The sequence below is a fragment of the Bradyrhizobium cedriense genome (assembly GCF_054602315.1).
Genome location: NZ_JBTSWB010000005.1, coordinates 49,879 through 70,701, shown reverse-complemented (window position 1 = coordinate 70,701; position 20,823 = coordinate 49,879). Strand labels below are relative to the sequence as shown.

Below are 20,823 nucleotides of genomic sequence, written 5' to 3'. Positions count from 1 at the left end.
TGGTTCGGACCACGCTCAATCGAGCGCGGTATTGCCTCAAGCATCAGCCCGCCGCACTCGGCTCCTTCTCGGCCGGTGCTGCGCCGCCGACAATGTGGATCGCACCATCCTTCACCAATGCCACCTTACGCGTGTGGAAGGCATCCAGCGTCGAGCGGTGGCCTATCGAGACGATGGTGGCCTGTGGCAGCTTCTCCATCAGCAGCCGATAGAGCCGGGCCTCCGACGGCTCGTCCAGTGAGGCAGTCGCCTCGTCCAGGAACAGATAGTCCGGCACATGCAGCAGCGCGCGCGCAAGCCCCAGCCGCTGCTGCTCGCCGAGCGACAGCATCCGGTTCCAGTGGCCGTCCTCCCCCAACCGCCCGGACAGATCAGGCAGCCCGACGGCGATCAGCGCGTCGCGGACTTGCACGGGGTCGAACGCGCCGGGCGCTGCCGGATAGACCACGGCGTCGTGCAAGATGCCGACCGGAAAATAGGGCCGCTGCGGCAGCATCATCAGCTTTGCCTTCTCCGGGACGAAGATCGAGCCGGTCCCGAACGGCCAGATTCCGGCAATGGCCCGGAACAGCGTCGACTTGCCGGAGCCGGATGGTCCGGTCACCAGCACACGCTCCGGCGCTCGGATGGCGAAGGCGTCGGCGACCACCAGCGGCGTGCCGTTGGGCAGGTTCACGCAGAGCTGCTCGAGCTCGATACTGCGGCTGCCGCCGGCGGCCTTGAGCGCGATCGCCGGCTCGTGGGCCGGCAGGTTCGCAGCTGATTCGACCGACATCTCGAAGCCGTCGAGCCGCGCAACGATCGAACGCCACTCCGCCAGCGCTCGGTAGGCCGTGACGAAGAACGACAATGCGCCCTGTACGCTGGAGAAAGCGGATGCGGTCTGCATCATGTCGCCGAGCTGGATCTTCTTGGCGAAGAAGGCCGGCGCCACCAGCACGTAGGGAAAGATCACCGCGGCCTGCTGGTAGCTGGCCGTGAACGCGGTGAGGCGTTTGGTCCGGCTCATGATGGCGTACCAGTTGGCGATCACGAACCCAAAGCGATCGAGCAGGCGGGCGCGTTCGGCGCCTTCGCCCTTGAGCAGCGCGATCTGCTCGGAATTCTCGCGGACGCGGACGAGGTTGAAGCGGAAGTCGGCCTCATAGCGTTGCTGCTCGAAATTGAGGTTGACCAGCGGTGCGCCGATCCAGTGCGTCAGCGCCGTGCCGAAGATCGCGTAGATCAGCGCGCCCCAGCACAGATAGCCGGGGATCATGACATCCGTGCCGAACAGGCGCAGCGGCGCGGCGTTGGAAAGGCCCCAAAGGATGATAACGAAGGAGAACAGCGTCACGATCGATGAGAGCAGGCCGAGCCCGATGGTCAGGGTCTGCTCGACGAAATTCTTGACGTCCTCTGTGATGCGCTGGTCCGGGTTGTCGGCCGCATCGCCCTTGAGCTGCATGCGGTAATGCGTGGCGCTCTGGAGCCATTCGCCGAGATAGTGCCGGGTGAGCCATTGCCGCCAGCGAATCTGGAGCCACTGGTTCAGGTAAAGCTTGTAGACGGCCAGCGCGATATAGGTGAACGCGAGCGCGACGAAGATCCAGATCTCCCTGACGAAATTGTCCCAGTCGCTGTTCTGGAGCGCACTGTAGAACCTGTTCTGCCATTGGTTCACCAGCACGTCGATCGCGACCAGCGTAAGCTCCATGGCGACCACGGCGGCGAGCAGGCCGCGGCCCGCCCATTTGTCCTCGGATCGGAAGTAAGGGGCGGCGATTCGCCAGACGATCGCGAGCGTGGCGCTGATGTTCTTCACAGAGCAGGATCTCCTCGGGGAATGTGCGCAACGGTCCAGAGCCAAGTCGCTGAAGCAATGGCGGAAACGCGCGCGCTTAGACTAAAGTCGAAAGTTCTGCAATTTGCGTTGGATTGTCGCAGGCTGCAACCTTAGCATGGGCGCGACGGTGCGGGGCGGGGTGCCTCCGGGTTTCGCGAGCTTGTGAGCGGACGGGAACCGCCCGCATCGCGGGACGTTCGTCCGATCGGGGTTATCGCTTTTGGCGTCAAGCAGGACCGGCTCTCCACGCGGGTGGCCTGCGGTAACATGCGTGGGAGGAAGACCATGTGGAATCAAATCTATGATCCGCTGAACAGCCCGGTGCTGTCGACCATCGCGGCGGCGGTGCCCGTCGTCACGCTGTTGGTGCTGATCGCGAGCGGCCGCGTCCAGGCGCACATCGCGGCCATCATCGCCGTGATCGTGGCCAACCTGATCACGATCTTCGTCTTCACCATGCCGGCGAACATGTCGATCCGGGCCTCGGTGCTGGGCATCGTCACCGGCTTCTTTCCCATCGGCTGGATCGTCCTCAACGTCATCTTCCTCTACCAGGTGACGGTGTCGACCGGGCGCTTCGAACTCCTCAAACGCGCGATCGGTGGCGTCACCGAGGACCGGCGGCTGCAATTGCTGCTGATCGCATTCTCCTTCGGTGCCTTCTTCGAGGGCGCCTCGGGCTTCGGCACGCCGGTCGCGATCACGGGTGCGGTTTTGATCGGCCTCGGCTTCTCGCCGCTCGCGGCAAGCGGCCTGTCGCTGATCGCCAACACCGCGCCGGTCGCCTATGGCGCGCTGGGCACGCCGATCCAGGGGCTTGCTTCGGTCACCGGGTTCGATCCCTACATCCTGGGCGCGATGGTCGGACGGCAGCTGCCGTTCTTCTCGTTGATCGTGCCGTTCTGGGTGATATGGGCTTTTGCCGGATGGAAAGGGATGAAGGACGTCTGGCCGGCGATCCTGGTCACCGGCGTATCCTTTGCGATCCCGCAATTCGTGATCTCGAACTACATCAATCCCTGGATCGTCGACATCGGCGCGTCGCTGATCTCGATGGGTGCGCTGATTCTGTTCCTGAAGGTGTGGCAGCCGAAGCAGCTCTGGCTGTCCCCGGCGCTACGCGGCAATGATGAATCGGCCTCCACCATGGCCGCGGCAAAACCGCTCGACAAGACGCCGCTCACGCAGAGCGAGCTGTTCAGCGCGCTGCTGCCTTGGATCATCGTCTGTATCGTGATGCTGATCTGGGGCAACGGCGGCTTCAAGACCTGGGCGAACTCGATCTTCACCTGGAACTATCCCGTTCCAGAACTGCACCAGATGATCAACAAGATGCCGCCGGTCGCGCCAGCGCCGACGAAAGAGAGCGCGGTGTTCGGCTTCACCTACCTCTCCTTCACCGGCACGGGCATGCTGATCGCCGCGATCATCTCCGGCCTCCTGATGGGTGTCGGTCCCGGACAACTCGTGACCCAGTACGGCCGCACCATCCGGCTGTGCGCGATCTCGCTGATCACGATCTCGGCGATGCTCGCGATCGGCACGCTGACGCGGCTCTCCGGTGTCGACGCGACGCTCGGCCTCGCCTTCGCGGCCACCGGCGTGCTCTATCCCTTCTTCGGCACGCTGCTCGGCTGGCTCGGTGTTGCGCTGACGGGGTCGGATACGTCGTCGAACATCCTGTTCGGCAACCTCCAGAAGATCACGTCCGAGCAGCTCGGCCTGTCGCCGATCCTGATGGCCGCGGCGAACTCGTCCGGCGGCGTGATGGGCAAGATGATCGACGCGCAGTCGATCGTGGTCGCCTCCACCGCCACCAATTGGTACGGCCACGAGGGCACCATCCTGCGCTTCGTGTTCTGGCACTCGATCGTGCTCGCGTGTCTCGTCGGTGCGCTCGTGACGTTGCAGGCCTATGTCTGGCCATTCACGGCGATGGTTCTGAAGTAGCGGTCGCCGGCCTCGCTTCGACGCAAATCCCCGCGAGGTCCGCCCCGCGGGGATTTTTGCGCCGCGGCTGCGCGAACCTTCTCAACGGCGCAGCCGTCTTATAGAAGGTGCCGCAGGTCAGGTCGTTCGAGAGGTCTCATGGTTTTGCTCAGTCGGTTGGCATGTGCGGCACTTGCAATGCTCGCGATGTCCTCGCTCGCTCGTGCCGAGGAGGGGTTCCCCTTCGGCACCGAGATGACGCTGGAAGCGCTGCCGCAGCCTGGCTCGAAGCGAATTCCGAACATCGAGATCGGCGACCATGGCGAGGTCGTGCTGGAGCTCTGGTGCAAGGGCGGCAAGGGCCAGTTCTCCGTTGCCGGCAACACCGTGATCTTCGTCCCCGGTCAGATCCAGGACCGTTCCTGTCCGCCGGCCAGGGCCCAGGCTGACGACGAGCTCGTGTCCGCGCTCGGCAGCGTCGAGACCTGGAAGCGCCAGGGCGATGTGCTCACGCTCGTCGGTCCCAAGCCGCTGCGCTTTCGTACGACGGGGAACTAGGTCTCTGTCATTCCCCGCGAAGGCGGGGAATCCAGTACGCCGCAGCCTATCGATTCCATCACTGCTGTCTCGGAGTACTGGATCGCCCGGTCAAGCCGGGCGATGACAGCGGTGGGTGTCTCCGCCTATTTCCACTCCGACTTGTCGGCGTCCCAGTGCTGCCCCTTCAGCTCCTTGGCGAGCGCCTCGATCGAGCCGTTGTCGTCGGGCAGATCGCCTTCTTCGTCCAGGCTCGCGTCTTCGGACAGATTGAGCTTGGGACCGCTGCTCTCGTCGGCGGTCGTGGTCGCGGGGCTGCCGATCCACAGCATGAGCTTGTCCGTGGAGCCGGGCTTGTCCGGCGAGACGAGCCCTGCGACCTCGATCGTGTCGGTGAGCTCGAGCGCCGGAAAATCCTGGTTGGGGCGCTTGAATACGAGCTTGAGCTTGCCGGTCGACGGGCTGAAGCTCTGCGAGACCGGCTTGGCCGCGAGCGTCCTGCTCAGAACGCTCGCCACCTTGGTCGCAAGCTTGCCCTTGTCGATCTTGTCGCCCTCGCGCCAGTCCGCCGCGGGGAAGCGGATGGTACGGTCCATCTCGGTCATGCCGGCGGTCCAACCTGCGGCCGTGACGCCGGGCATCGCCTTGAATTTCGACAGCAGCGCGCCGGCGCGCTCGGGATCGACCGACATGTTGATGGTCTGCTCGCCCGCGCGCAGCGCATCGCAGCCGACGGTGAGGCTGGCCAGTGTCACCTCGACATCCTGGCCCTTCAGGCTCTTCAGGAAGTCGGTTGCACCGTCGAGCTTGACCTTGACCGCGATCGCTTCCGGCGAGACGTCGGTGAAATCCTTCGGCTGCGGCGTGATGCCGTCGTCGGAAGTCTGGTTGTCCAGAAATTCCCTTTCACTGAGATCGGAATTGTCGGAGGAGGTGACCTCGGTCACCGCCTGGCCGATCGCGATCTGGCCGCGGAATTCGAACGTGTCGCCGGACTGTTTGCGCAGCAGCTTGACGCTGACTGGCGACTTCTCATTGATGCTCTGCGTCGTTCCCGTCAGCGTCTGGCCCGCGACCTGGAGATTGACGACGAAGCGGTCCTTGCGGTCGGAATTCTTCGCGAGCGGATAACAGACGTCGAGCACCGCCGCGGTGACCGTCTTGCCCTGGCGCGTCTCCTTCAGGATCACGTCGGCATTGCCGTCCATCAGCCCGTCGAGCGAGGTGAAATAGCGTGTCTCGGTTCCGCCCGGCGCCGCGGCCTTTGGTGACAGCTTCATCTGCGCGGGCGCGGGGTGCGGCGAAACGGTGAGCAGGGCCGCCAGCACGGCTGTCGAACAAACCAGAAGCGCACGCATTGATGGATCCTCGCGCAATCGAATCGGCGCGCCACCGTAGTGGGTTTTGCGCGCAGGTTGAATCGGAAAGCGAACGAGCAGGGTGGGCAAAAAAGAAGGCCGCCCGGAGGCGGCCTTCGCAACACTGTCTTGCTTGGGAGGCTTAGAAGCCGCCCATGCCGCCGCCGGCTGGCATGGCGGGCGGGGCTTCCTTCTTCGGCGTCTCGGCAACCATGGCCTCGGTGGTCACCAGCAGGCCGGCCACGGAGGAGGCGTCCTGGAGCGCGGTGCGCACCACCTTGGCGGGATCGATGATGCCCTTCTCGACCATGTCGACATAGTCCTCGGTCTGGGCGTCGAAGCCGAAGGTCTCGGACTTGTTCTCGAGGATCTTGCCGACGACGATCGAACCCTCCACGCCCGCGTTCTCGGAGATTTGGCGGATAGGGGCTTCCAGCGCCTTCAGCACGATGTTGATGCCGGCCTGGACGTCCTCATTGGCGTTGGTGAGACGGCCGACCGCCTTCTTGGCGCGGAGCAGCGCGACGCCGCCCCCGGGGACGATGCCTTCCTGCACAGCGGCGCGGGTGGCGTTGAGCGCGTCCTCGACGCGGTCCTTCTTCTCCTTGACCTCGATCTCGGTGGCGCCGCCGACGCGGATCACCGCGACGCCGCCAGCGAGCTTGGCGAGGCGCTCCTGGAGCTTCTCGCGGTCGTAGTCCGAGGTGGTCTCCTCGATCTGGGCCTTGATCTGGCCGACGCGGGCCTCGATCTCGGGCTTCTTGCCGGCGCCCTTGACGATCGTGGTGTTCTCCTTGTCGATCACCACCTTGCCGGCGCGTCCCAGCATCTTCACCGTGACGTTCTCGAGCTTCATGCCGAGGTCCTCGGAGATCAGCTGGCCGCCGGTGAGGATCGCGATGTCCTCGAGCATGGCCTTGCGGCGATCGCCGAAGCCCGGCGCCTTGACCGCCGCGACCTTGAGGCCGCCACGCAGGCGGTTGACGACCAGGGTGGCCAGCGCCTCGCCCTCGACGTCCTCGGCGATGATGACGAGCGGCTTGCCCGACTGCACCACGGCTTCCAGCACCGGCAGCATGGCCTGCAGGCCCGAGAGCTTCTTCTCGTGCAGGAGGATGTAGGCGTCCTCGAGCTCGGCGGTCATCTTCTCGGCGTTGGTGACGAAGTAAGGCGACAGATAGCCGCGGTCGAACTTCATGCCCTCGACGATGTCGACCTCGGTTTCGAGCGACTTGTTCTCCTCGACGGTGATGACGCCCTCGTTGCCGACCTTCTGCATCGCCTGGGCGATCATCTTGCCGATGGCGGCGTCGCCATTGGCCGAGATGGTGCCGACTTGGGCGACCTCGGAGGAGGCGGCGACCGGCTTGGCGCGCTTCTCGATGTCCTTGATCACGGCTGCCACCGCGATGTCGATGCCGCGCTTGAGGTCCATCGGGTTCATGCCGGCGGCGACCGCCTTTGCGCCTTCGCGCACGATGGCCTGGGCCAGCACGGTCGCGGTGGTGGTGCCGTCACCGGCGAGGTCGTTGGTCCTGGAAGCGACCTCGCGCACCATCTGGGCGCCCATGTTCTCGAACTTGTCCTCGAGCTCGATCTCCTTGGCGACGGTGACGCCGTCCTTGGTGATGCGGGGCGCGCCGAAGCTCTTCTCGATGACGACGTTGCGGCCCTTCGGGCCGAGCGTCACCTTGACGGCGTTGGCGAGAATGTCGACGCCGCGCAGCATGCGATCGCGCGCGTCTCCGGAAAACTTGACGTCTTTGGCAGCCATGTCTGCAATCCCTCGTGTTTCGTGATGTGTCTGCCGCTTGTCAGTTGCACCAATTCCGGGACTCGTGGAGCGAGCCGGGTGGAACGATGGATGCCCGGATCGCGCGATCCGGGCATGACATTCAGCGGCTGTTCAGGCAGATGGCCCTAGGCCAGCACGCCCATGATGTCCGACTCCTTCATGATCAGGAGCTCTTCGTTGTCGATCTTGACCTCGGTGCCCGACCACTTGCCGAACAGCACGCGGTCGCCGACCTTGAGATCGATCGGAATCAGCTTGCCGGTCTCGTCGCGGCCGCCCGGGCCGACGGCGACGATCTCGCCCTGGGAGGGCTTTTCCTTGGCGGTGTCGGGAATGATGATGCCGCCCTTGGTCTTTTCCTCGGCGTCGATACGTTTGACCACGACACGGTCATGCAGCGGACGAAATTTGGATTTAGCCATGACGTTTCCCTTTGGAGGCTCGCTTCGGAAGTAGTGGAAGTCGGTGGGGCGGCGCTTCCGTCCACCCCCTCCTCGAGGACTGAACGGCGCGCTTAGCAATCGGGCTTTCCGAGTGCTAATAGTGGGCCCGGAAATATGGCTTGGCCGCGATCCTGTCAAGCAAAGGTGGTTAAGCGATTGTTGAGGCGGATATAGGATGGTGGCATTGGAAACTCGTTCGGGGCGCCGGCGCATACAAGGACGTCATTGCTCCGGCAGCGGTTTTGCGCTTGGCTGCGGGAGGGGTGCGGCCATGGTTTTGTTCGGGGGGAATGCCATGATCAGTTCGGCTCACGCGCGCACGGTTGCCAATCTGGCAGCCGCCTCTTGTCTGGCGCTGTTGCTGGGCGCCTGCGGCGGTGGCATGAGCCTGCCGTCCTTCTCGTCGTCCTCGCCGCCGCCCGAAGCCGAGCCCGGTACAGCTCCGGAAATGCCCGCCACCATCCGCGCCGACGAGATCGTCGGTCGCTGGGGTCTCGCCTCGTTCCAGAACCCGGCCGACCGCGCCCGCACCGAGGCCGCCGCCCGTGCCCAGTGCAAGAACCCCTATGTGATCACTGCCGGTTCCTCCGGCGGCGTGATCATGCATCTGGCCGACCAGGCGACACCCCAGGAGCTGCGGCTGAAGGGCTCGCCGAGCGGCAAGAACTACATCGGGCCCGCCGGTCCCACGCCGGGCGACCAGGACCGCGAGATCATCTCCTTCGACGGCCGCGTCCTGATCACCCGCTTCATCGACAAGGACGCCGCCACCCGCTACGGCAACATGGTCTACGTCCGCTGCGCGCCGCGGGCATGATCGTTGTGATTGTCGTTCCGGGGCGGTCCGCAGGACCGAACCCGGAACCTCGAGATTCCGGGTTCGATGCTGACGCATCGCCCCGGAATGACAGCTTCAGATGAAAAACAAGAAACGCCGGCTCTCGCCGGCGTTTTGCTTTTTCCGTGATCCGCGTCCGCTCAGTCGAACAACGCGTCGATGTCGTCCTGGGAGGCATGGCCGACTTCGCCGGCGAGCTTCGGGCCGTTGAGGAGCTTCTCGTCCTCGCTGCGGTTGTCGACCTGCGCCGGCACATGGGCCTTGATCGCGTCGACGCCACCCCAGATGTCCATCATCGCATTGATGTGCTGCTCGATGAACTTCATGGTGGTCATGACCTTGCTGATGCGCTGGCCGGTCAGGTCCTGGAAGTTGCAGGCTTCGAAGATCGAGATGACGCGTTCCTGGATGTCGTCGGCGAGCCGCTTCTGCTGATCGGCCGAGTCGACCTTGGACATTGCGCTGGCGGCCTGGTCGATCGATTCCGCGGCTTCGAGAATTTGCTGGGTCGCCTGCTCGGTGCCGCCGACCACCGCGCCGAGCTCGCCATTGACCTTGGCCATCTCCCCTCCGTCGAAGCTCTTGCCGTGCAGCGTCGCGATCTCGCGCTTGGTGCGATCGATGGCGTCATGGATGAGGTCGAGCTCGACCTTCAGCTTCTCGCACTGCTCGATCTGTGCTCGGTAAGTGTCGAGCATGGTACGCGCTTCAGCGAGCTCGTGGGCCGTCGAGGCGTCGATCGCCGCCATGGCCGCGCTTCCGGACAGCGGCGCCGCGGCGACGCCCTTCGCCATCTGTGCGCGGATCGCGCGCAGCTCGGCCATGATCTCGCTGTGCATCGGGGGTGCCTCTTCAGCCACGTCTAGAATGGGCATCTCGCCACCGACGATATCTTCGACACGAAAACGTTTGCGGTGAACAGCCATCAGGATACTCCCCCCACCTCACTCACGCGCCTTTGTAGGCAGAAGCGATTTAACACGAGGTTCACAACCGGAACTGTCGGGGGCGGCTGCGTGCGACGCTGCGCAAAGAAGCGATTAACCATGTATGCGCGGCGTTCATCGAAAATAAACGCTGATCGCCAAATTGCGCCGCCGCTCGCGACGTGGTGAATCCAAAAGCCCGTTTCGTTTACCAAACAAAACGGCTTTTGCTCTTTATTGACCACGTCGCGGGCGCCGTCCAGCCGGGCACCTTCCAACGGCGCATGCGATCCAGACGAAACAGTACAGAGTACGTCGATGTTCAAGAAAATGTCCGTCGCGCTGCTCGGCAGCGCTTGCAGCTTCATTGCCGGCGTGAACGGCGCCAGCGCCTTCGACAACAGCGTTCCGAACGATCCGCCGGCGGTGCTCTATGCGCCGCAGGTGCCGCCGGCGCCGGTGCGCGTCGCCTCCAATGCGAACATGGGCGGCGGATTCATCGAGTTCCTGTTCGGCGATGGCCCCGGCCGAGGTCCGGCTTACGCGCCTCAGCAGCCGGTGTATCAGCAGCAGCCGGCTTACTACGACCAGCGCCGCCTGCCGCCGATGGGTGAGCCGCAGATACAAGGCGCAGCCCTTCAGCAGGAGGCGGTCGACCCGCGGCAGCGCCTGCTCGATCCGAAATTCGAGAAGCAACTCGTTGACTATAACGGCAACGAAAGTCCCGGCACGATCGTGGTCGATACGCCGAACAAGTTCCTTTATCTCGTCGAGGGCAATGGCAGGGCGACGCGCTACGGCATCGGCGTCGGCCGTCCCGGCTTCACCTGGTCCGGCGTGAAGTCGATCACCGCCAAGCGCGAATGGCCGGACTGGACGCCGCCGAAGGAAATGCTCGCGCGCCGTCCCGATCTGCCCCGGCACATGGAAGGCGGTCCGGAAAATCCTCTTGGCGCCCGCGCGATGTATCTCGGCTCCACGCTCTACCGCATCCACGGCTCCAACGAGCCCTGGACCATCGGCACCAACGTCTCCTCCGGTTGCATCCGCATGCGCAACGAGGACGTCATCGACCTCTATGGCCGCGTCAATGTCGGCACCAAGGTCGTGGTGATGTGATCGGCTTTATCCTCTCCCCTCGTTGGGGGAGAAGGAGGGCCTCCGGGCAAGACACGTCTCGTGAAAACGGCCGCCTCATCGGCGGCCGTTCGCGTGGATGCGCTGGAGAGCGGCGTCAGGCGTAATCGCTGCCGCCGTCGTCTCCGAAATCGCTGTCGTCGGCCATGTCCATGTTGTCGTCGTTATCGTCGTAGTTCTGATCGTTGTTGTTGTTCCGGTCGTCGTTCGACGCCTGGTCGAAGAGGCCCTGGCGGGAATCGCGGTTCGATCCGATGTCGTCGGCGCCGGCGTCGCGCGCGAGCGATCCGCCCGACTGGTCGCTGCCGCCCCAGGGGCTGCGGTCGCCCGAGGCGTTGGTGTCGCCAAAAGCCTGCTGATGCGATCCGCCCATCATGCCGCGGATGCTGGAGAGCAGCAGCGAGCCGCCGACGACGCCGGCCGCGGCCGCCGCCGCCGTGCCGAGGAACGAGCCTCCGCCACCGCCGATCGGCGGCGCGCCAAAGCCTTGGCCGGGAGGTTGGCCGGGAGCTTGGCCCGGACCTTGGCCGTAAGCCTGACCGTACGGCGGCTGGCCATAACCCGGCTGACCCTGTTGCATCGCCTGGCCGCTATTCCAGGTGGGGCGCGAATCGCGCGGAGGCACATTCGGAACTGAGCCCCGCGACGGGCCTCCGCCGAACAGCGTATCGCGCATGGAATCCAGGAAGCCGCCGGACTGGGCCTGCTCGGGAGCCTGCCCTGCTTCCAGCTCCTGGATGCGGTTATGGGCGCGCTTCAGCGCTTCGTCCTGCAACAGCGTGGTCTGCACCAGCGCGTAGACTGCGCCGGGCGCCTTGCGCAGGCCGTCGGAGATCGCGGCGATCGCGTCGGGATCGCGCGGTGCATTTTCCAGCTTTGAAAGCCGGTCGAAAAGGTCGTCGACGAGCTGGCGTTCCTGCGGCGTCATGATCTGTCTCCTTCGCGCAAAATCAAGCGCGCAGGAGATGTAGGGTTCCATTGTGGCCCCAACAGTGCCGGCCGGATTAAATTTCCGTATGCGACAAGCTGCCTCCCGGCCCGCCTTTCGCCGGTTTCATCCCAGCGTCACGTTGCTGTCCGTCAGCAAACGCGCAAAGGCGTCTCCGGCCAGATAGGCGTGCTCGCGCTCGCGCACGTCGGTCATCGGGTCGAGGCCGGCGAGGACGTCATCGACGAAGCCGGGGTGGCACATCACGAGACCGCCGTCGGGCAGGCCTTCCAGGAACTGCCGCATCAGCGCGCCGAAATCGGCGGCGCGTGAAAAATCATAGGCGCCGGCGAAGCCGGGGTTGAAGTTGAGGCCGGCGCTGCGGGCGCGGCGGCGGAATTGCGCGCTGAGACTATCGAGCACCAGCGCTTTTGGTGAGGCCAGCCGCTGCCCGAGCGGCAGATCGCGACCGCCCTGACGCACCCAGGCGTTCGGCGCAGTCTCAACGACCGCATCGACGAAGCCGTCGCGCACCTGCGGGTAGAGCTGCACATGCTGGTGGCCGTCGACGAAGTCAGGAGTGCGCCCGAATGCGTCCGCAAACGCGGCCAGCTGCGCCTTGACCTCATTGCGGAAGAACTCGCGGTCGAGCCGCCGCAATACACCCGCGCGCAGCAGCTTCGGAAACGGCATGAACATGTCGCCGTCGAGCGGGCGGAAATGCATGGTGAGCGGCCTGAACGGCGCCGACAGAGTCACGTGCAATCCGATCGTGCAGCGCGGGCTCGTCTTGGCGGCGGACTGCAGCGCCTCGATCTCGCTGCGCTCGATCGCCGGACCCACCATCATCACCGAGGTGGCGTTGAGGCGGCGGCGCTCGATCAGGTCGCGGATGGCGCGGTTGACGCCCGGGCTGATGCCGTAATCATCGGCGCAGAGCCAGATCCGCCGCGGCCTCGCCGCCGCGCTCATTCGGCCGCCGTCCTCTTGGAGACGTCGTCGGCCTTGTCGGCCTCGAAATGCTTTTCGCTGTGCTCGGCAACGAAGTAGATCGGGCGCGCCTTCAGCTCGGAAAGGATCTTGCCGATATACTCGCCGACGATGCCGATCATGATCAGTTGCACGCCGCCGATGGTCATCAGCCCGATCACGAGCGAGGGATAGCCGGGCACCTGCTTGCCGGTCGTGAACACCTCCCAGAGGATCGAAAGGCCGAACAGGAAGGCACCTCCGGCGAGAATGACGCCGAGGAGGCTGGCGAAGCGAAGCGGTGCCACCGAAAACGAGGTCAGGCCTTCGATCGAGAGGCCGAGCAGGCTGGCGGCGTTGAAGGTCGTGACGCCGTGGACGCGCGCCGCAGGCTCGTAGTCGACGCGGATCTGGCGGAAGCCGATCCAGCTGGCGAGGCCCTTGAAGAAGCGGTTACGCTCCGGCAACTGCCTGAGTGCGGCGACCGCGCGCGGGGAGAGCAGGCGGAAGTCGCCGGCGTCCTCGGGGATCTTCTGGCGCGCGCCCCAATTGACCAGCGCGTAGAAGCCGTGCACCGCGACCCGCCGCAGGAAGGGCTCGTTGTCGCGATGGGCCTTGGCGGTGTAGACGACGTCATAGCCGTCCTCGATCCAGTGCCGCACCAGCTGTTCGATGAGTGCCGGCGGGTGCTGGCCGTCGCCATCCATGAACATGACGGCGCCGAGCCGGGCATGGTCGAGGCCCGCCATCAGTGCGGCCTCCTTGCCGAAATTGCGCGACAGCGACACCACCTGGACATCGACGGCGTCGGCCGGCAGCGCCCGCGCGATCGTCAACGTCGCATCCGCGCTGCCGTCGTCGACATAGACGACTTCGCAAGACAGGCGATAACGCTGGCGCAAGGTCTTCGCGAGCTCGCAGATGCGCTCGTGCAGGGCAGCGAGCCCCGCCGCCTCGTTGTAGACGGGGACGACAATCGACAGCCCCTTCGCGGCGGCGCTGACCGCCGTGGTCGTCATGCCGGAAACGTCAGAGCCCAGCGTCATCGATCAAGGTTCCAGAGGTGTTTAGGTCTTCTCAACAGCATATGGTAGCTGCCGTTTGCTGTCGCTACGCTGAACAAACCCGAGACTCACAGGAACGCTTCGAGCTTGGCGAACAGCGGATTCTCGCGGTCAAATACGTAATCGAGCGAGACAACCGAGACGGTCTCCGCGCCATGCTCGCGCAGGAAGCTCGCCAGTGCGTAGAGCTGCCCCGGCGGGCAGTGCAACGTCAGCATGCCTGAGGAGGTTGGCGCGCCGAACGGTGCCTCGACACCGAAACGGCTGTGGGCCTCGGCGAGCAAAGTCGCGTCGCATTCCCGGAAGCGGGTGCGGACCTCGCGGTATTTGTTGGCCCGTGCCCGTGCCGCGATGTGATCGAGGATGACACGCGCCGTCTCCCGTGCCTGCGGCGACCAGTCGGCTTCCTTCGAGGCGACCAGATTGGCCTGGCTGCGCAGGATCACGCCGTCGTCGAGCACGCGAAGGCCATTGGCGGCGAGCGTCGCGCCCGTCGTGGTGATGTCGACGATCAGCTCGGCGCTGCCGGCTGCCGGCGCGCCTTCGGTCGCGCCTGCACTTTCCACGATACGATAATCGGTGATGCCATGCGCCTGGAAGAAGCCGCGGGTGAGGTTGACGAACTTGGTCGCGACCCGCATCCGCATGTGATGCTGCTCGCGGAAGCCGGTGGTGACGTCGTCGAGGTCGGCCATGGTGCGGACGTCGATCCAGGCCTGCGGCACCGCGACGACGACGTCGGCATAACCGAAGCCGAGCCCTTCGATGAGAGACACGCGCTTGTCGGCATCCGCGATGTTCTCGCGCACCAGGTCCTCGCCGGTGACGCCGAGATGCGCAAAGCCGCGCGACAGTTGCGAGGCGATCTCGCTCGCCGAGAGATAGGCGACCTCGACATTGTCGAGGCCCGCGATCGTTCCGCGATAGTCGCGGGCGCCGCCGGCCTTCGACAGCTTGAGCCCCGCGCGGGCGAAGAAGGCCTCGGTATTCTCCTGAAGGCGGCCCTTTGAGGGAACGGCCAATACGAATGGCGCGCTCATCACTTAAGCTCCCACCTTGCGGCCGATACGCGTCAGCGCGTCCACCCAGACCGAGAAGCCGACCGCGGGGATCGGCGCTGTCGAGCCGAGCTGGGTCATCAGGCCGTCATAGCGGCCGCCGGCGACCAGCGGCTCGGCTCCGTTGCCCCTGTGATGAAGCTCGAACTCGAAGCCGGTGTAATAGTCGAGGCCGCGCCCGAACGCCGTCGAGAAGCGGGTCTGCTTCACGTCGATACCGCGCGCCGCCATGAAGCCGACCCGGCTCTCGAACTGATCGATCGCCGAGGCGAGATCGAGCTTCGCGTCGGCGGTGAGAGCGCGCAGCTCGGCGATCGCCTCGTCGGGATTGCCCGCGATCGACAGGAAGCGCTTGAGTACGGCGATCGCCTCGCGAGGCAGCGCGCCGCCCTTCAGCGTCGATTGCTCGAGGAAGCGATCGGCGATCTCGGCCGTGGTGCGCCCGCCGACATTGGTGGTGCCCGCGATCGACATCAGATCGGTGACGAAGGCGAGCGCCGCCTTGCGGTCGGAGCCGGCGAGGGCGGCCAGCACGCCCTCATATTCGCTGCGCGTCGCGGTGGTTGCGGCCGCCAGTCGCTCCAGATCCTTCTCCAGGCTGATCTTGCGGTTGAAATCCTTGACCAGGCGGCGGCGCCAGACCGGATAGAGGTTGAGCGCGTCCAGCAGGGCATTGAACAGCGCGACGTCGCCGGTGCGGATCTCGACATCGCGGACGCCGAACGCGGCGGTCGCCTCCAGTGCCAGCGCCAGCATCTCGGCATCGGCGGCGGCACGGTCCTGGCGGCCGAACGATTCGATGCCGGCTTGCAGGAATTCGCTGGCCTGGCCGCTGCGGTAGCGAAACACCGGGCCGAGATAGCTGAACCCGGCCGGCTGGCCGGCGCGCCCAGAGGCCAGGTAGTCGCGCGCGACGGGAATCGTCAGGTCCGGGCGCAGGCAGAGCTCCTCGCCCGTGAGGTCCGTGGTCAGATACAGACTCTTGCGGATGTCCTCGCCGGAGAGGTCCAGGAACGGCTCGGCCGGCTGCAGGATGGCGGGCTCAGCCCTGACATAGCCGGCCTGCGCGAACGACAAGAGCAGCGTATCCGCCCAGGCGGCGGAGCCGGCAGCATTTGAGGTGGCAGTCGCGGTCATCTCAGGGTCCATCATCCCGGTGGAACCGGGCAGGGCAAGGAAGGAATGGGAGTTGGCGCAGCCCTTAGCATGGCCCGAAAGCGGTTTCGACCTCCAAAGGATCAATCGCTTAATGAGCTCGGCGCGGCGCCGGCCCGTCGCCAGGGCGTGACACGCAGCGTCGCTCGCATCGCGCTTTAGGTAATATGGCACCTCATTCCGGGTGCGCTCGCCTTTTCGTCGCGGGGGCGCCGCACGAGACGATTCGGGTTCATTCGGTTGGGCCGCGGACTGGGACTGCCTCGGTCGTCGCGCGGGTCGCGCCTGCTGCGGCGGACACCGCATCTGCCGCAAGTTGCTCCGCCAGGTCGAGGACCCTTCCCCTTCTGCCGGGGTCCGTGAGGCGGAGAAACGCCTTGATGAGTCGCAGCGCCTCGTATCGTCCCGCCCCGGGCACGACATCGTCATTCGTCGCCAAGTCTTCCATCACCAAGTCTTCCGTCACCAAGCCTTCCATCGCCAAGTCTTCCATCGCGATCGCCGCCTCGACGGCGCCGGCATCGTCGAAATAGTTGGATGCGTGGTCGCGCAACAAAGACTTGGCGGTCACCGCTCCGGCAGGCACGCCGAAGGTCCAACCTTCAATGCTGTTCGCGAACTCGTCGGCGAACGATGTCCGATGCAGCCGAAGGCCAGTGTCACCATGAGAAATTGAAGATGGCTGGCAAGTCGTCGCATACTCATTCTGGGTATGGCGGATGATCCGTTCGCTGCTGCAGTTCGTTACAATGCAAATCATGGTTTGAGATTCATGCGCAATGCCTCAGATATTATCCGGACGGTCTCGCGACACACGCTGGCCTACATGCTGTTCTCGATCAGCGAGCTATTCCGGCATTACGAAGAGTTCGATCCGCTGGACCTTCTGATCGTTCATGCGGTCCTGAATGCGAACGTCATTCACGTGATGAACAATCCGGCGCTGGACGAGCAATTCTCGAGCATTCATGCGGTCGAGCCGGATTTGATCAAGCAGGGAGTTTCCCGGGCGGCACTCTCCCGTTTCCTCAGCCTGCCACTCGAGACGGTTCGCCGTCGCGTGACAGGGCTGAAGAGACGGAAGATTCTCGCCGAGACGAAGGCCGGACTCATCGTGACCGAGCAGAACGCATTCAGGTTTGGAAACAACCACGAACTGCAGAAGACGAACATGCTGTTGCTCACGAAGCTGCTTCGCGATCTCAGGCGTGCCGGCATCAATGGGCCGGATGATCTGCGCGCTTCCAAGGGAGCCACGTCCGCAAAGAAGACAAAGTAAGCAACACGACATGGATCAAGGCCATCTGGATACTGTGCACGAGGGAGCGCGAGATCTGGCGACGGATGGCTTGATGTCCTTCCGGGACCTCAAGCCATCATCAGCCCTCGAAGTCAGGGCGTATGACATCGACCATTTCGGCGAGACCGAGCGATATGCCGGCGCATCCAGCATGCCGTTGTCGGTCGGGGCGACGGCAATCATGCGGGCCCGGCTCAGCCTGCCGACCCTGACCCTCTCTCTGGTGAAGACCTTCCCGAGGATCGTTCGCGGCTACCAATTGAACAATGCCGCCGCCGTCGTCGTGCCGATGGATCACGTGACCTCGCCGCGCATCAATGGGCGATCGATGGGCCGTTCCATCGTCGTCCTGACGGGCAGCTCCGATTGCCTGGTCTATGAGCCGGAGGGCCGGCTGATGGCTGTGGTGTATTTCAGTCCGCCGCAGCGCGAACCCTGGACGCAACTGGGTGACGGATATCGCCTGGTAAACCCGCCATCGGACGTCCTTGCCTCGCTGCGCCGCCTGATCTCCGTCACGCTGGAAATTGCGGCACATGACCCGGACTTCCTGAACCAGCCGATGTCGCTGGCCGCCGTCGAGCAGGCCCTGCTCAGCACGATGGAGGTTGCGCTGCGCACCGGCGTGAGCGGCGGACCTGCGTCGTCCGCCACGGATGGCTATCGGCGGATCGTCGCGGACATGGAAAGATTGATGCGGCAAGATCTGACGGTCTGGCCCAAGACGACCGAACTGGCCGCGCAGGTGGGCGTGTCCGTCCGGACTCTCCAGAGCGCGACGCAGGCCATTTGCGGCATGAGCCCGCATCGTTATAGCCGGGTCCTGCGGCTCTGGTCGGTGCGCAAGCAGCTGCGCATCGGACCCGGGCGGCGCAGTGTGAAGGCTTGCGCAATTGCGCACGGCTTCTGGCATCTGAGCGAGTTCGCGGCGAGTTACAGGGCGGCCTTCGGAGAGCTGCCGTCCGAGACCCTGCACCGCGCCATGCAGGAAACGATCTAGCCGTTTCCACCGCCCCAATCGCCCAGCACCGCCTGCACCAGCGCCAGGGCCGCCACTGCGGCGGTGTCGGCGCGCATGATCCGGGGGCCAAGGCCCAGCCGCAGGACCTTGGGCTGCCGCAGCAGCAGCGCTCGCTCCTCATCGGCGAAGCCGCCTTCGGGGCCGATCAACACGTCAATACCTCCGCCGGCCTCCTCACGGGCGCGTTGCAGGCTCTGAACGGGGTCCTGGACCTCCGCCGCCTCATCGCAGAAGATCAGCAGCCGGCCCGCGGCGCGCTGGCTCAAGAAGCGCTCCAGCGGCACCGGCTCGGCAACGGCGGCGATGCTGAGGATGCCGCATTGCTCGGCCGCCTCGACGACATTGGCGCGCATCCGCTCGGTGTTGACCCGGGTGGCCTGGGTGTACCGGGTGAAGACGGGCTGCAGGGCGGCGGCGCCCATCTCGATGGCCTTCTGCACCATGTAATCCAGCCGGGCATGCTTGAGCGGCGCGAAGGCGTAAACGAGGTCGGGCAGCCGGTCCTGGGGCCGGGTCTGCTGCAGGATGACGAGGCCATCCGGCCGCCTGCGACCTTCGAGGGCGGCCTGCCATTCGCCGTCGCGGCCATTGAAGGCCAGGACCTCGGCCCCGGCGGCAAGCCGCAGCACATTGCCGAGATAATTGCTCTGGTCGCGGTCGAGCTCGACCCTGGCGTCCTGGGCCAGGGGGGCGTCGATGAACAGGCGAGGGGCGCGAAAATCGTGGGAAGGCATCGTTCAGGGTCCGATTTGCCGCCGTTCTTAACCGAAAGCCGCCATCTCGGGGTTAAATATTGCCGGGATGGTGCGTCCCGGCGCCGCGCTCTTGCCCTATTCAACGGGTTGTTAAGCGCTGGCGGGAATCGTAAAAACGCGAACACGCTGGTTGCGCTTCAATTGGGAAGACGCCGAACCCCGTAAGCTCCTGCCGGAGAGACTCTCTTGATGATCCGTCATTTGATGGTTCCGATCACCGCGGCCATGATCACCATTGGCACTGCGGGCGCCTACGCGCAAAGCGCGTTCCCGGCGCCGCTGCCCAATCAGGCTCCAACCAGTTCGGCCTTTCCGCCGGTGAACGGTTCGGCGCCGACCGCCTCGGTCGGTACCGCTCCGCAATCCTCCTTTCCAGTGAACGGCGCTGCGCCGGTCGGTGGCGCGGGCGCTTTCAGCGCGGCCCCGCCGACGCAAGCCGGTCCCGGCGAGGATTGCATGAAGGCCTTCGTTCCTCTGCGCGAGGAGGCCGAGAAGCGCGGCAAGCTGATCAAGGCCGCGAGCGACCGTCACGCGCCGCCCGACGAGGCATGCAAGCTGATCCGCAACTTCAGCCAGGCTGAAGTCAAGATGATCAAGTACATCGAGACCAATGCCGCCAAATGTGGAATCCCGCCGCAGATCGGTGCGCAGATGAAGGATGGCCACAAGAACACCGAGGCCATGGCGACGAAGGTCTGCAACGTTGCGCTGCAGATGCAGCAGCAACAGGCGCGTCCGGCCGGTCCCTCGCTGAGCGAGGTCCTGGGTTCGGGCTCGGCGCCTGAAGCCAATGCCGGCAAGAAGGGCGGCAGCACCTTCGACACGCTCAATGGCAACGTCCTGACCCGATGAGCGATACATCCGCCCGCGTTGCCGATTCCACCGGCAACTGGGTCGATACCGTCGCGCCGCATTGGGCGCGACCCTACCTGCGTTTGTCACGCTTCGACCGTCCGATCGGCTCCTGGCTTCTCTTGATGCCGTGCTGGTGGTCGGCTGCGCTGGCCGCCGGCATGGCGCATGACGTCCGCGGCCTGCCGCTCACTATCGCGCTGTTTTTCATCGGCGCCTTCGTGATGCGCGGGGCTGGCTGCACCTGGAACGACATCACCGACCGCGACCTCGACGGCAAGGTCGAGCGCACGCGCTCGCGGCCGCTGCCTTCGGGCCAGGTGACCACGAGGCAGGCGCTGGCCTTCATGGTCGCGCAGGCCCTGATCGGTTTGCTGGTGCTGCTCCAGTTCAACCGCTTCGCCGTCCTGACCGGCATCGCCTCGCTTCTGGTCGTCGCGATCTATCCCTTCATGAAGCGCATCACCTGGTGGCCCCAGATCGTGCTCGGGCTGGCCTTCTCCTGGGGCGCCCTGATGGGATTTGCCGTCACCTTCGGACGCATCGACGTCACTGCGCTCGTGCTCTATGCCGGCGCGATCTCCTGGGTGATCGGCTACGACACGATCTACGCGCATCAGGACGCCGAGGACGACGCGCTGATCGGTGTCAAGTCGACCGCGCGCCTGTTCGGCGCGCATACGCACCAGGCGCTGATCCTGTTCTACGGGCTCGCGGCGATGCTGATCGGCGTCGCGCTCGCCTCAGGCGATGCGCGCTGGCCGGCATGGCTCGGCCTTGCCGCCTTCACCGCGCATTTGGCATGGCAGATCGTGCGGCTCAGGATCGATGATCCCGAACTGTGCCTTCGCCTGTTCAAGTCGAACCGCGATGCCGGGCTGCTGCTGTTTGCGGGATTGCTGGCCGACGCGGTGCTGCGGGCGGCCTGATTGC

At 65.1% G+C, this 20,823-nt stretch carries 21 protein-coding genes; 8 read left to right on the top strand and 13 right to left on the bottom strand.

Features of this window, described 5'->3' with window-relative positions; translation table 11 throughout:
- Positions 1-43 precede the first annotated feature (43 nt).
- The gene (locus tag ACYCVF_RS21605; RefSeq protein ID WP_459600060.1) at positions 44-1,804 is read right to left on the bottom strand and encodes an ABC transporter ATP-binding protein/permease; all 1,761 of its coding nucleotides are present in this window, start codon (positions 1,802-1,804) and stop codon (positions 44-46) included.
- A 306-nt stretch (positions 1,805-2,110) separates the two neighbouring features.
- Here ACYCVF_RS21605 and ACYCVF_RS21600 point away from each other — a divergent pair, with 306 nt between their 5' ends.
- Positions 2,111-3,775 (top strand): L-lactate permease, encoded by a 1,665-nt coding sequence (locus ACYCVF_RS21600; protein ID WP_459600058.1) that lies wholly within the window; start codon positions 2,111-2,113, stop codon positions 3,773-3,775.
- A gap of 138 nt (positions 3,776-3,913) precedes the next feature.
- Positions 3,914-4,312 (top strand): META domain-containing protein, encoded by a 399-nt coding sequence (locus ACYCVF_RS21595; protein ID WP_459600056.1) that lies wholly within the window; start codon positions 3,914-3,916, stop codon positions 4,310-4,312.
- 125 nt (positions 4,313-4,437) lie between these two features.
- Here ACYCVF_RS21595 and ACYCVF_RS21590 read toward each other — a convergent pair whose 3' ends face one another.
- The 3 genes from ACYCVF_RS21590 to ACYCVF_RS21580 all read right to left on the bottom strand — a co-directional run bounded on the left by ACYCVF_RS21590 (position 4,438) and on the right by ACYCVF_RS21580 (position 7,866).
- The gene (locus ACYCVF_RS21590) at positions 4,438-5,649 is read right to left on the bottom strand and encodes a hypothetical protein (protein WP_459600054.1); all 1,212 of its coding nucleotides are present in this window, start codon (positions 5,647-5,649) and stop codon (positions 4,438-4,440) included.
- Positions 5,650-5,791: 142 nt separating this feature from the next.
- The gene (groL, locus tag ACYCVF_RS21585; RefSeq protein ID WP_459600052.1) at positions 5,792-7,423 is read right to left on the bottom strand and encodes a chaperonin GroEL; all 1,632 of its coding nucleotides are present in this window, start codon (positions 7,421-7,423) and stop codon (positions 5,792-5,794) included.
- 146 nt (positions 7,424-7,569) lie between these two features.
- Positions 7,570-7,866 carry a co-chaperone GroES gene (locus ACYCVF_RS21580; protein ID WP_008544107.1) on the bottom strand — a complete coding sequence of 99 codons (297 nt, stop codon included), beginning with the start codon at positions 7,864-7,866 and terminating at the stop codon, positions 7,570-7,572.
- Between the two features lie 316 nt (positions 7,867-8,182).
- Here ACYCVF_RS21580 and ACYCVF_RS21575 point away from each other — a divergent pair, with 316 nt between their 5' ends.
- Positions 8,183-8,704 (top strand): hypothetical protein, encoded by a 522-nt coding sequence (locus ACYCVF_RS21575; RefSeq protein ID WP_459600050.1) that lies wholly within the window; start codon positions 8,183-8,185, stop codon positions 8,702-8,704.
- A 161-nt stretch (positions 8,705-8,865) separates the two neighbouring features.
- Here ACYCVF_RS21575 and ACYCVF_RS21570 read toward each other — a convergent pair whose 3' ends face one another.
- Positions 8,866-9,651 carry a protein phosphatase CheZ gene (locus ACYCVF_RS21570; RefSeq protein WP_459600048.1) on the bottom strand — a complete coding sequence of 262 codons (786 nt, stop codon included), beginning with the start codon at positions 9,649-9,651 and terminating at the stop codon, positions 8,866-8,868.
- Positions 9,651-9,977 carry a hypothetical protein gene (locus ACYCVF_RS21565; RefSeq protein WP_459600046.1) on the bottom strand — a complete coding sequence of 109 codons (327 nt, stop codon included), beginning with the start codon at positions 9,975-9,977 and terminating at the stop codon, positions 9,651-9,653. The genes ACYCVF_RS21570 and ACYCVF_RS21565 overlap by 1 nt, the downstream gene beginning before the upstream one ends.
- On the opposite strand from ACYCVF_RS21565, the gene ACYCVF_RS21560 reads away from it, so the two are divergent.
- Positions 9,970-10,770 (top strand): L,D-transpeptidase, encoded by an 801-nt coding sequence (locus ACYCVF_RS21560; RefSeq protein ID WP_459600044.1) that lies wholly within the window; start codon positions 9,970-9,972, stop codon positions 10,768-10,770. The two genes, ACYCVF_RS21565 and ACYCVF_RS21560, sit on opposite strands and share 8 nt — an antisense overlap.
- 115 nt (positions 10,771-10,885) lie before the next feature.
- On the opposite strand, the gene ACYCVF_RS21555 is transcribed toward ACYCVF_RS21560, so the two are convergent.
- From ACYCVF_RS21555 to ACYCVF_RS21530, 6 genes are all read right to left on the bottom strand, one after another.
- Positions 10,886-11,716 carry a DUF2076 domain-containing protein gene (locus tag ACYCVF_RS21555; RefSeq protein WP_459600042.1) on the bottom strand — a complete coding sequence of 277 codons (831 nt, stop codon included), beginning with the start codon at positions 11,714-11,716 and terminating at the stop codon, positions 10,886-10,888.
- A gap of 126 nt (positions 11,717-11,842) precedes the next feature.
- The gene (locus ACYCVF_RS21550; RefSeq protein WP_459600040.1) at positions 11,843-12,688 is read right to left on the bottom strand and encodes a ChbG/HpnK family deacetylase; all 846 of its coding nucleotides are present in this window, start codon (positions 12,686-12,688) and stop codon (positions 11,843-11,845) included.
- Positions 12,685-13,731 (bottom strand): glycosyltransferase family 2 protein, encoded by a 1,047-nt coding sequence (locus tag ACYCVF_RS21545; protein ID WP_459600038.1) that lies wholly within the window; start codon positions 13,729-13,731, stop codon positions 12,685-12,687. The genes ACYCVF_RS21550 and ACYCVF_RS21545 overlap by 4 nt, the downstream gene beginning before the upstream one ends.
- A gap of 86 nt (positions 13,732-13,817) precedes the next feature.
- Positions 13,818-14,789: an ATP phosphoribosyltransferase gene (gene hisG / locus ACYCVF_RS21540; protein WP_459600036.1), complete on the bottom strand. Its 972-nt coding sequence runs from the start codon at positions 14,787-14,789 to the stop codon at positions 13,818-13,820.
- Between the two features lie 3 nt (positions 14,790-14,792).
- Positions 14,793-15,944 carry an ATP phosphoribosyltransferase regulatory subunit gene (locus tag ACYCVF_RS21535; RefSeq protein WP_061026707.1) on the bottom strand — a complete coding sequence of 384 codons (1,152 nt, stop codon included), beginning with the start codon at positions 15,942-15,944 and terminating at the stop codon, positions 14,793-14,795.
- 250 nt (positions 15,945-16,194) lie between these two features.
- Positions 16,195-16,533: a hypothetical protein gene (locus ACYCVF_RS21530; protein ID WP_459600033.1), complete on the bottom strand. Its 339-nt coding sequence runs from the start codon at positions 16,531-16,533 to the stop codon at positions 16,195-16,197.
- A 141-nt stretch (positions 16,534-16,674) separates the two neighbouring features.
- On the opposite strand from ACYCVF_RS21530, the gene ACYCVF_RS21525 reads away from it, so the two are divergent.
- A complete protein-coding gene (locus ACYCVF_RS21525; protein WP_459600032.1) occupies positions 16,675-17,241 on the top strand; it encodes a hypothetical protein in 567 nt (188 codons plus the stop codon).
- Positions 17,242-17,251: 10 nt separating this feature from the next.
- Positions 17,252-18,262 carry a helix-turn-helix domain-containing protein gene (locus ACYCVF_RS21520; RefSeq protein WP_459612938.1) on the top strand — a complete coding sequence of 337 codons (1,011 nt, stop codon included), beginning with the start codon at positions 17,252-17,254 and terminating at the stop codon, positions 18,260-18,262.
- On the opposite strand, the gene ACYCVF_RS21515 is transcribed toward ACYCVF_RS21520, so the two are convergent.
- Complete coding sequence (locus ACYCVF_RS21515; protein WP_459600028.1) at positions 18,259-19,017, bottom strand: 16S rRNA (uracil(1498)-N(3))-methyltransferase; 759 nt, start codon at positions 19,015-19,017, stop codon at positions 18,259-18,261. The two genes, ACYCVF_RS21520 and ACYCVF_RS21515, sit on opposite strands and share 4 nt — an antisense overlap.
- 210 nt (positions 19,018-19,227) lie before the next feature.
- Between ACYCVF_RS21515 and ACYCVF_RS21510 the strand changes: the two genes are divergently transcribed.
- Together ACYCVF_RS21510 and ubiA are read left to right on the top strand one after the other, a co-directional pair.
- Positions 19,228-19,890, top strand: coding sequence for a hypothetical protein (locus ACYCVF_RS21510; RefSeq protein WP_459600026.1), 663 nt, complete (start codon positions 19,228-19,230; stop codon positions 19,888-19,890).
- Positions 19,887-20,819, top strand: a complete 933-nt coding sequence (ubiA, locus tag ACYCVF_RS21505; protein WP_459600024.1) for a 4-hydroxybenzoate octaprenyltransferase — start codon at positions 19,887-19,889, stop codon at positions 20,817-20,819. The genes ACYCVF_RS21510 and ubiA overlap by 4 nt, the downstream gene beginning before the upstream one ends.
- Positions 20,820-20,823 lie beyond the last annotated feature (4 nt).

Bases quoted from the DNA above. Each gene is read 5' to 3' on its own strand.
- hisG (WP_459600036.1), bottom strand. From the start codon at position 14,789: ATGAGCGCGCCATTCGTATTGGCCGTTCCCTCAAAGGGCCGCCTTCAG.
- ACYCVF_RS21515 (WP_459600028.1), bottom strand. From the start codon at position 19,017: ATGCCTTCCCACGATTTTCGCGCCCCTCGCCTGTTCATCGACGCCCCC.
- ACYCVF_RS21545 (WP_459600038.1), bottom strand. From the start codon at position 13,731: ATGACGCTGGGCTCTGACGTTTCCGGCATGACGACCACGGCGGTCAGC.
- ACYCVF_RS21525 (WP_459600032.1), top strand. From the start codon at position 16,675: ATGGCGGATGATCCGTTCGCTGCTGCAGTTCGTTACAATGCAAATCAT.
- ubiA (WP_459600024.1), top strand. From the start codon at position 19,887: ATGAGCGATACATCCGCCCGCGTTGCCGATTCCACCGGCAACTGGGTC.
- ACYCVF_RS21590 (WP_459600054.1), bottom strand. From the start codon at position 5,649: ATGCGTGCGCTTCTGGTTTGTTCGACAGCCGTGCTGGCGGCCCTGCTC.
- groL (WP_459600052.1), bottom strand. From the start codon at position 7,423: ATGGCTGCCAAAGACGTCAAGTTTTCCGGAGACGCGCGCGATCGCATG.
- ACYCVF_RS21600 (WP_459600058.1), top strand. From the start codon at position 2,111: ATGTGGAATCAAATCTATGATCCGCTGAACAGCCCGGTGCTGTCGACC.
- ACYCVF_RS21560 (WP_459600044.1), top strand. From the start codon at position 9,970: ATGTTCAAGAAAATGTCCGTCGCGCTGCTCGGCAGCGCTTGCAGCTTC.
- ACYCVF_RS21595 (WP_459600056.1), top strand. From the start codon at position 3,914: ATGGTTTTGCTCAGTCGGTTGGCATGTGCGGCACTTGCAATGCTCGCG.
- ACYCVF_RS21575 (WP_459600050.1), top strand. From the start codon at position 8,183: ATGATCAGTTCGGCTCACGCGCGCACGGTTGCCAATCTGGCAGCCGCC.
- ACYCVF_RS21535 (WP_061026707.1), bottom strand. From the start codon at position 15,944: ATGACCGCGACTGCCACCTCAAATGCTGCCGGCTCCGCCGCCTGGGCG.
- ACYCVF_RS21570 (WP_459600048.1), bottom strand. From the start codon at position 9,651: ATGGCTGTTCACCGCAAACGTTTTCGTGTCGAAGATATCGTCGGTGGC.
- ACYCVF_RS21580 (WP_008544107.1), bottom strand. From the start codon at position 7,866: ATGGCTAAATCCAAATTTCGTCCGCTGCATGACCGTGTCGTGGTCAAA.
- ACYCVF_RS21510 (WP_459600026.1), top strand. From the start codon at position 19,228: ATGATCCGTCATTTGATGGTTCCGATCACCGCGGCCATGATCACCATT.
- ACYCVF_RS21555 (WP_459600042.1), bottom strand. From the start codon at position 11,716: ATGACGCCGCAGGAACGCCAGCTCGTCGACGACCTTTTCGACCGGCTT.
- ACYCVF_RS21550 (WP_459600040.1), bottom strand. From the start codon at position 12,688: ATGAGCGCGGCGGCGAGGCCGCGGCGGATCTGGCTCTGCGCCGATGAT.
- ACYCVF_RS21520 (WP_459612938.1), top strand. From the start codon at position 17,252: ATGGATCAAGGCCATCTGGATACTGTGCACGAGGGAGCGCGAGATCTG.